Source organism: Cupriavidus sp. 01L46, assembly GCF_056399905.1.
Map to the genome: position 1 here is coordinate 1 of NZ_JBFTSF010000295.1, position 7,178 is coordinate 7,178.

A 7,178-nucleotide genomic window follows, 5' to 3' on the forward strand; every position below is an offset into this window, starting at 1 on the left:
GTTTTAATGTGCCATTCGGCGCGGCAACGGTGGCAGTGGGCTATGCCAAGGCGAACACAAAGAACGCTGCCGGACTGACGGTTGTCGATGCCGATGGCCTGAGCTTGATGGCTACCTATGATCTGTCGAAGCGGACTCGGCTCTACACGGCGTTTCGTAGGATTGTGGTCGATCGTGCGGATGGCAAAGCCACCTCGAAGGTTACGCGATACGGCGTGGGCATGACGCACGCTTTCTAGTGCTTTCAGGATGCGCAATTGAAGCGCATCAGAGGGATCTTTCATGGCAAGCAAATTGGAATTGGCCGTGCACTGCGCAGTGGACGCCAGGAATACGGTGGGTGAATCCCCAGTCTGGTCGGCGAGTGAGCAGGCGCTTTATTGGGTCGACATCGTGAAGCCGGCCGTCTACCGCTGGCACCCGGCAAGTGGCGAATGGCGTGAGTGGCCGATGCCGGCCGCTGTGGGCAGCATCGGTCTGCGGCAGTCCGGGGGGCTAGTGCTGGCCATGCGCACGGGCTTTCATTTGTTCGACCCCGCCACTGAGGGCGCGGCACCAACGTTCGTCGTACATCCTGAAGCCGATCGTCCAACGAATCGCCTAAACGATGGGAAGGTTGCGCCCGACGGTAGTTTCTGGGCGGGGACGATGGACGACCGGCCGCAGAAGGAGGCAGTTGCAGCGCTGTACCGGCTGGGCGCCGACTACCGATGCGAACGTATGGCTGGTGGTCTCAAGGTCTCCAATGGCCTGGCCTGGAGCCCCGATGGTCGAGTGCTTTACCACTCCGATTCACGCGGCGGGGTGATCTGGCGCTATGCGCACGATCCGGCTACAGGCACCATCGGCGCGAAAGAGTTGTTCGTCGAGGTTCGATCCGAGTGGGGCAGGCCCGACGGCGGTGCGACAGACGCCGAAGGCTGCTACTGGAGTTGCGGTGTTTCAGCTGGCCGCATCAACCGCTTCAGTCCGCGCGGCGAACTGCTCTCGCACATCGAACTGCCTGTCACGCATCCGACCATGCCATGTTTTGGCGGGCCCGAACTGAAAACGCTGTTCGTAACCTCGCTGCGTGAGGGTTTGACCRAGGCCCAGCTGGATCAAGAGCCCTTCGCCGGCGGGGTCTTCCGGATTGAAGTGGACGTGCCCGGCGTGCCGGTCGCGTTGTATCGCGGCTGATGTGTGTAATGCAATAGCGAAAGGGAGAAGGAAGGTCATGAAAGTGGCATTGAGTGGAGCGAGTGGTAATGTTGGCCGCATCCTGCGGGTTGAACTTCAAAGGCGTGGAATTGATTTGCGCTCGGCGGGGGGCATGGAGCCGCTGACGCCGCTGCACGATGGTGAAGAAGTGATGCACGGGGACCTGAGGGATCCGGCCGTGGTCGACCGCATGCTCGCGGGCGTTGACGTGCTCGTGCACATGGCCGGTACCAGCCTTGAGCGTTCGCTTCAGGAGATCATCGAAAACAATCTTGTCGCGCTGCATCAGGTATACGAGGGGGCGAGGCGCCACAAGGTGCGACGCATCGTTTTCGCCAGTTCGAACCACGCCTTCGGCATGCATGCGATAGACGCCCGGCTGGGGCTCAACGCCGAGGTCCGGCCCGACGGTCTCTACGGCCTGTCGAAAGTGTGGGGCGAAGCGATGGCCCGCATGTACTGGGACAAGCATGGCATCGAAGGCATCTCTCTGCGCATCGGCACGACGATGGGGCGCCCCCCGGAAAATTTCCGACAGCTAAGCACATGGATGGGCACCGAAGACCTAGTGCAACTCGTGATGCGCTCGATCCAGGCCAACGACGTCGGGTATGCGGCGGTATGGGGCATCTCCGCCAACACCCGTGCCTATTACGACCTCAAAGAAGGCAATGCCATCGGCTATGCGCCAACGCAGAATGCCGAGGACTGGGCGAGCGAGATCCTAGCGCAGCCCACCCCGCTGGACCCGATCGCGCAACACTTCCAAGGTGGGCCATTCGTGACGATCGACTACACGCAGGAACAGCAGAGGCCGTCGAAAGCGCAGGGGTTGCATCGATGATCAGCTCGCCAAGCCGGCCGCCCGGCGAGTTCAGGCTTGGTCCTTGCCTTCGTATGGACACTCGCCTCTCGTAAAGAGTAGTGAAGCGACGTTGCGCGAATTCCTTCCAGTCGACAGTTGAACCTACAGCCCGCGGCAGCGGACGTCATCGGGCGGGATGTAAATCCACTGGGCTGCAGCTTACCTGCTTTCTGATGGCAAGGTGGTCGCACGAGCCGATGAAGCGGGCCATCGGAGATGGCAGACGAGCGCCGGTGGAATCGTTCGTGCCGACATCCGGGGCCACGGCGACTCGACAATCGAGGCCTCGCCGGCCGGCATGAACGCGACCTGCCAGCCCCGGCTGGCGAGCAGGGCCGCCTGGGTGTCCCACATGGCATGGCTGGACAGGATCGAATGGCTGAGGAAGACTGCCGGCGCAGCCGGGTCGCCCTCACTGACGACGTGGATGCGCTCGCGTGCGGGCAGCGTGATGTCAGTGATGCGGGGGCTATGAGAAATGAGGATTAAATCATCAGTAACTATGATGTGAAGCACGCCCCGGAATTCGCCGTAACGTGTGCCGGAGCCGCTACCCAAGGAGAGACAACCGTGACCCATTTGCTCGACAAAGACAGCTTCCGGACCGCCCTCGAGGAACTCGTGCGGGGCAAAARTGCCAACTTGTCGTCGTTCAGCCAGGCCTGGGCGCAAGGCAAGCTCAGCCGCGCCCACCTCGCACGCTGGGCCGAGAACCACTAACCAGTACGTCGGCCCGTTTGCCGACTACCTTGGGTACATCTAGGCCGTCATGACGTGTGCCTGCGTCACGCTCGGCCTGTGCAACCCAGTTGTAAATGGTCTGAGCCGTGGGTTCGAACTCTTTGGCCAGATCTTCGGGGCTGCGACCGGCATGGACCAAGTCAACCACTTGTTGACGGAAGACAGTGCTGTACGGTGGGCGCGTTTTCGGCATGGTGCACCCCCTGTTTACCCAAGATAGGCACTGTCCGAAAAAGCGGGTCACCTCCAGTCGAACTTGATTCCGCCGATTTTAATGCCTTGCTCGAGCGGGACCTCGCAACGCGGGATCGAGTCTCACCGGGACACCATCGTGCTCTGATTACAATTAATGGCCATGTTTTTCTCAAGGCTATGCAGCGGGACGGGCGTGGTGGTCATTAGCGCGAGCTTTAGCTTTAAAGGCAGCTGTTGGAAGTTTTCTTCAACTTGCGTTTGGCCTATTGTCTTGAACTCCCCTGGACTGCAGGAGGCAGCTCTTACCCGTGTTCTCTTGCGGACAGAGTCCGCCGTCATTTGATTTCATGAGAGCAATCCAATCAGTACCTCACGAGGCATTCCGGCGTTCAAGTCGGGGCACAAACTCGGAGCCGCTGGAAGCGGGCCGTCTATTTGTATCTGGCAGCAGAGACTCTGCCGACAAACAAGCCGCGATCTTGTGGGTCCGAATGCAGATGGTCCGAAACAGCATTTCCTTCGATGACCTTATGCATGCTGGTTGTTTTGAGGATGCTGCCAAACCGCAAGCAGTGCGCTACCGGAGTGCGGATGGTCGTGTTTGGGACGGTAAAGGCGAGCTGCCAGATTGGCTGCAGAGGGCGGTGAATGCCGGGCAGAGCATCGAGCATTTTCGAGTGAAATAGCTTTCTCGCACCCACATTGGCAATTAGCGGGCGCCGTTAGCGGAAGTGATCGCTCAACAGCGACTGCCTTGCGCCGAACGCGGCGCGCCGCGAGCGTTCATCATCGTGCCGACGCAGGCATGATGCGAGGTCGCGTTTCGTCGGCGCACGAMGCCGCGCTGCCGGCGCGACATCCCCATCACGGATCAGTTGGGCTTCGGGGCGGTCACGGGTCGAGATTGCGCTCGCGCTGCACGACGGGCTTGCAGTTGCTGCGCGCGGTCCGCATCGACTTTTGAAGCGTGTCCCGCCTCCTGCCCCGCCAGATCCACGCGCGGGGCACCTTCCACCATGCAGGTCCAGTAGCGAGTGCCGCGGCACCAGGTCCGAATCGCGTCGCGCAATACCGGCTCCGTCAGGGCAAGTTCCTCCACGTGGGGGAGGAGATCCTCGAAGATGCCGATCTTGAGCGGTACCTTGGGCGCAGGATTCTTCGGAAAGGTTTGCGGGAARCGMTTTTGCAGCTTCRCGATGGCCTGCAGCACCGGATCGACGGGCTTAGCGGGCTCATTGACGGGCTTCGCTGGGCGGGCCGAAGCCTTCGGCGGTGCGCGACGCGTCTTGGCCGGCCGTGAAGTGTAGTAAAGATGCAACTTTACTACGCAAAAGTCGCATCTTTACTACACTTCACGGCTTGCACTCTTCTTCAGTGTACCGGTTGCGCAGACGCTTTCTAGAAGACCCGGTGACAGCGTCATTGCTGCCGTCTCCGTCAGGTCCACGTCAAGGGCAATACATGCTGTCGAATGAAGTGGAGGCAATCGTTCAGGACGTCCTATCCGATTGGCTTCCGCGGCAGAAGCATCTCGCCCATCCCCTTCATGAGATTTGCCGAGAGGTCCGCATGCGGTGCGCCGTTGCAGGCGCCACACCACCTTCCAGGCCAACAATCTCCCGCCGGTGGGCCGACTACCGTGACAAAGAATGCATGAAGCTTTCAGGCGCAGCGCCGGGCCATCTTGTCGCACAGCATCCGTTGGATATTGTGCAGATCGATCACACACTTGCCGACATCATGCTGGTCGATGAGGTGTTTCGCCACACGCTTGGCAGACCGTGGCTGACGCTGGCAATCGACGTCGCGACACGATCAGTCGTGGCCATATATGTCGGTTTCGACCGCCCTAACGCGGCGACTGTCGCTCTACTTCTCACGCGGATGGTCCTGCCCAAGGCGCCCTGGTTGGCGAGCCGGGACGTTGCTGTAGATTGGCCGACGCATGGCGTGCCGAAGGTATTGCATCTCGACAACGCTGCCGAGTTCAAAAGTAAGGCACTGCGAGCGGGCTGCAATCAATACGGCATCGAGCTGATGTATCGCCCGCCTGGCCGACCCTATTTCGGGGGCCATATAGAAAGACTGAACCGTACCATGATGGAGAAGGTGCACAGTCTGCCAGGCTCGACCGGATCGTCGACGAAAGGATGAAAGGCTCACAAGCCGGAAGCGGAAGCCGCATTAACCCTTCCGGAGTTCGAGCAATGGCTGATGTATGAAATCGGACAGACCTACCATCACAGTGCCCATCGAGGTTTAGGCGGCGCGACGCCATACTCCGCGTGGTCGACGTTGTCTGAAGCACCGAAGCCGCGGCTTCTTCCCGACTCAGCGGCTGAAGAACTTCGCTTCCTCATTCAGTTCCTGCCAATGAGCCGACGCACCATCCAGTCTGATGGCTTGACGCTGTTCTATCTGCACTATTGGCATCCGATCTTCACCGCCTGGCGGGCGGCTAACCGTCGCGTCGTGGTGCGATACCATCCAGAGGACCTATCGAGAATCTTCGTCAGTGCCGATGGCAAGGAATACGTTGAGGCAAGCTTTGCCGATTTACGTCGTGGCCGAATCTCCCTGTGGGAGCAAAAGGCGGTACTCAAGCATCTCCGATCGCAGGGAAAATCCCACGTCACGGAGTCTGCGATATTCAACGCGATCGCTGCGCAACGCAGCATCATAGAGGGGGCAACAGCGAAGCGGCGATCTGCAGACAGACGAGGAAGAGCAGGGGAGACCTCGCCTTTCCCGGCGAGCAGGCAGGCCAGTCAGCAGGCGAAATCCCTCGAGGCGTCGTCGGCAACGCCGGATGTCGACTACAGCAAGCCGCCTCCAATTTATCACGTAGAGCAACTGTGAACTGGCGATGAGTGCTTCCTTGACACACCTTCTGCCGGAGGTCCGTTCTTTAGCAAAGAGCGACGACAATGTTCGTATTCTTGCCCTGGCCCGCGATAGATGGATTGACTATCCCCGCGCAACACAGGCGTTCGAGCTCTTGGACCGATTGGTGAAGATCCCTCCACGGCAGCGTATGCCGTGCGTGCTGCTGTACGGCGAATCGAACATCGGAAAGACCCAGGTTATCGCGAAATTTGAACGGCGCCTTCCTCCGGAATACGACGAAATTGCGGGCGTGGAGCGCCGGAAGGTGGTGTCTATGCAGATGCCACCCACGCCCGACCAGAACCGCTTCTACACATCGCTGCTGTTCGAGCTTGGAGCGCCGTTCAACGCATCAGCGAGGCTAAACGTGCTTGAGCATCTGAGTCGCGAGTTGCTTTGGAAAGTTTCGCCGCGCATGCTGGTTGTCGATGAAGTTCATCACCTCTTGTCGGGAAATTATCGCGAGCAGCGCGCCTCCCTGAACCTGCTCAAGTTTCTGGCCAACGATCTCCAGATGACGATTGTCCTTGTGGGGACGCACGATGCTGAGATAGCACTTCAAACCGATTCCCAAATGAGCAGTCGCTTTGCGCGCTTCGAGATGCCTCGATGGCAGGAGTCGGAAGCCTTCCGGGGACTGTTGGCGGCATTCGAACGCGTACTTCCTTTGCGACGACCGTCAAACCTGTCGAGGCGACCGTTCGCCCTGGCAAGCTGGGAGGCTCGCCAGAGGGCGGGATGGATGGATTCTKGATTGGGCGTCGGCATGGCTGTTGGTTGAGTCCATGCAACCGAGTTTACTGTATATATATACAGTGGTCACGAATTTCTTTTCCGGACTTGAAAGTGCCTTAATGACTGCTTATTGAGCGAGCGTCTGTCGAGGTTTTACTCGGGGGCGTCTCCGAAGACCCGGATGGCTAGGTCGTGCTCGAATTTGGTCGACCAAGAATCACGAGACCCTGCCGCATACTGCATCATTACACCTGTCTCTGGCCTCAGCACGCTGACCAGGCGATCCTGTTCCCCGGCCATGTCGCAGACGCTAAAGTCGGCGGCGATGAACCCGTGCCGACGACAGGCATTGGTAAAGGCTTCGCGCTCCGCAGCAGGAAACGCCTCAAGGGTTGCCATGACAAATCCTCCAATCGACTAGCCAGCCAGCTTGCGGATGGCCGCACCAATTTGTTGCACCTTTCTAGTATCGGCGTACTCCGCCCACGGATCGATGTAGCCGGCGGCTTCCACGCGCTGCAGGGCGGTCTGGATCGTCCAATGATCGCCCGCTGTC

At 59.6% G+C, this 7,178-nt stretch carries 12 protein-coding genes; 8 read left to right on the plus strand and 4 right to left on the minus strand.

Annotated features, from left to right (window positions below; genetic code table 11):
• The 3 genes from AC1DS3_RS31990 to AC1DS3_RS32000 all read left to right on the plus strand — a co-directional run.
• Positions 1 to 239: porin (locus AC1DS3_RS31990; protein ID WP_477128725.1), on the plus strand; the 239-nt coding region annotated here is incomplete at its 5' end.
• 43 nt (positions 240 to 282) lie between these two features.
• The gene (locus AC1DS3_RS31995) at positions 283 to 1,179 is read left to right on the plus strand and encodes an SMP-30/gluconolactonase/LRE family protein (protein WP_477128726.1); all 897 of its coding nucleotides are present in this window, start codon (positions 283 to 285) and stop codon (positions 1,177 to 1,179) included.
• Positions 1,180 to 1,216: 37 nt separating this feature from the next.
• Positions 1,217 to 2,044 (plus strand): NAD-dependent epimerase/dehydratase family protein, encoded by an 828-nt coding sequence (locus tag AC1DS3_RS32000; RefSeq protein WP_441637049.1) that lies wholly within the window; start codon positions 1,217 to 1,219, stop codon positions 2,042 to 2,044.
• Positions 2,045 to 2,224: 180 nt separating this feature from the next.
• Here AC1DS3_RS32000 and AC1DS3_RS32005 read toward each other — a convergent pair whose 3' ends face one another.
• Positions 2,225 to 2,581 (minus strand): hypothetical protein, encoded by a 357-nt coding sequence (locus tag AC1DS3_RS32005; RefSeq protein ID WP_441637207.1) that lies wholly within the window; start codon positions 2,579 to 2,581, stop codon positions 2,225 to 2,227.
• Between the two features lie 54 nt (positions 2,582 to 2,635).
• On the opposite strand from AC1DS3_RS32005, the gene AC1DS3_RS32010 reads away from it, so the two are divergent.
• The gene (locus tag AC1DS3_RS32010) at positions 2,636 to 2,785 is read left to right on the plus strand and encodes a hypothetical protein (protein WP_477128729.1); all 150 of its coding nucleotides are present in this window, start codon (positions 2,636 to 2,638) and stop codon (positions 2,783 to 2,785) included.
• Here the strand turns inward: AC1DS3_RS32010 and AC1DS3_RS32015 are convergent.
• Positions 2,745 to 2,999 (minus strand): transposase, encoded by a 255-nt coding sequence (locus AC1DS3_RS32015; RefSeq protein ID WP_441637051.1) that lies wholly within the window; start codon positions 2,997 to 2,999, stop codon positions 2,745 to 2,747. The two genes, AC1DS3_RS32010 and AC1DS3_RS32015, sit on opposite strands and share 41 nt — an antisense overlap.
• Before the next feature lie 532 nt (positions 3,000 to 3,531).
• Between AC1DS3_RS32015 and AC1DS3_RS32020 the strand changes: the two genes are divergently transcribed.
• The gene (locus tag AC1DS3_RS32020) at positions 3,532 to 3,687 is read left to right on the plus strand and encodes an H-NS family nucleoid-associated regulatory protein (protein ID WP_441637201.1); all 156 of its coding nucleotides are present in this window, start codon (positions 3,532 to 3,534) and stop codon (positions 3,685 to 3,687) included.
• A 185-nt stretch (positions 3,688 to 3,872) separates the two neighbouring features.
• Here the strand turns inward: AC1DS3_RS32020 and AC1DS3_RS32025 are convergent, their stop codons facing one another.
• Positions 3,873 to 4,319, minus strand: coding sequence for a ProQ/FinO family protein (locus AC1DS3_RS32025; protein WP_477128727.1), 447 nt, complete (start codon positions 4,317 to 4,319; stop codon positions 3,873 to 3,875).
• A 335-nt stretch (positions 4,320 to 4,654) separates the two neighbouring features.
• Here AC1DS3_RS32025 and AC1DS3_RS32030 point away from each other — a divergent pair, with 335 nt between their 5' ends.
• The 3 genes from AC1DS3_RS32030 to AC1DS3_RS32040 are packed head-to-tail and all read left to right on the plus strand — an operon-like array spanning position 4,655 to position 6,668.
• Complete coding sequence (locus AC1DS3_RS32030; protein WP_441637055.1) at positions 4,655 to 5,155, plus strand: hypothetical protein; 501 nt, start codon at positions 4,655 to 4,657, stop codon at positions 5,153 to 5,155.
• A 60-nt stretch (positions 5,156 to 5,215) separates the two neighbouring features.
• A complete protein-coding gene (locus tag AC1DS3_RS32035) occupies positions 5,216 to 5,860 on the plus strand; it encodes a Mu transposase C-terminal domain-containing protein (RefSeq protein WP_441637057.1) in 645 nt (214 codons plus the stop codon).
• 7 nt (positions 5,861 to 5,867) lie between these two features.
• Positions 5,868 to 6,668, plus strand: a complete 801-nt coding sequence (locus AC1DS3_RS32040; RefSeq protein ID WP_477128728.1) for a TniB family NTP-binding protein — start codon at positions 5,868 to 5,870, stop codon at positions 6,666 to 6,668.
• 107 nt (positions 6,669 to 6,775) lie between these two features.
• On the opposite strand, the gene AC1DS3_RS32045 is transcribed toward AC1DS3_RS32040, so the two are convergent.
• Positions 6,776 to 7,021 (minus strand): hypothetical protein, encoded by a 246-nt coding sequence (locus AC1DS3_RS32045; protein WP_441637061.1) that lies wholly within the window; start codon positions 7,019 to 7,021, stop codon positions 6,776 to 6,778.
• Positions 7,022 to 7,178: the final 157 nt, after the last annotated feature.

Bases quoted from the DNA above. Each gene is read 5' to 3' on its own strand.
- AC1DS3_RS32000 (WP_441637049.1), top strand. From the start codon at position 1,217: ATGAAAGTGGCATTGAGTGGAGCGAGTGGTAATGTTGGCCGCATCCTG.
- AC1DS3_RS32015 (WP_441637051.1), bottom strand. From the start codon at position 2,999: ATGCCGAAAACGCGCCCACCGTACAGCACTGTCTTCCGTCAACAAGTG.
- AC1DS3_RS32020 (WP_441637201.1), top strand. From the start codon at position 3,532: ATGCATGCTGGTTGTTTTGAGGATGCTGCCAAACCGCAAGCAGTGCGC.
- AC1DS3_RS32030 (WP_441637055.1), top strand. From the start codon at position 4,655: ATGAAGCTTTCAGGCGCAGCGCCGGGCCATCTTGTCGCACAGCATCCG.
- AC1DS3_RS32035 (WP_441637057.1), top strand. From the start codon at position 5,216: ATGTATGAAATCGGACAGACCTACCATCACAGTGCCCATCGAGGTTTA.
- AC1DS3_RS32045 (WP_441637061.1), bottom strand. From the start codon at position 7,021: ATGGCAACCCTTGAGGCGTTTCCTGCTGCGGAGCGCGAAGCCTTTACC.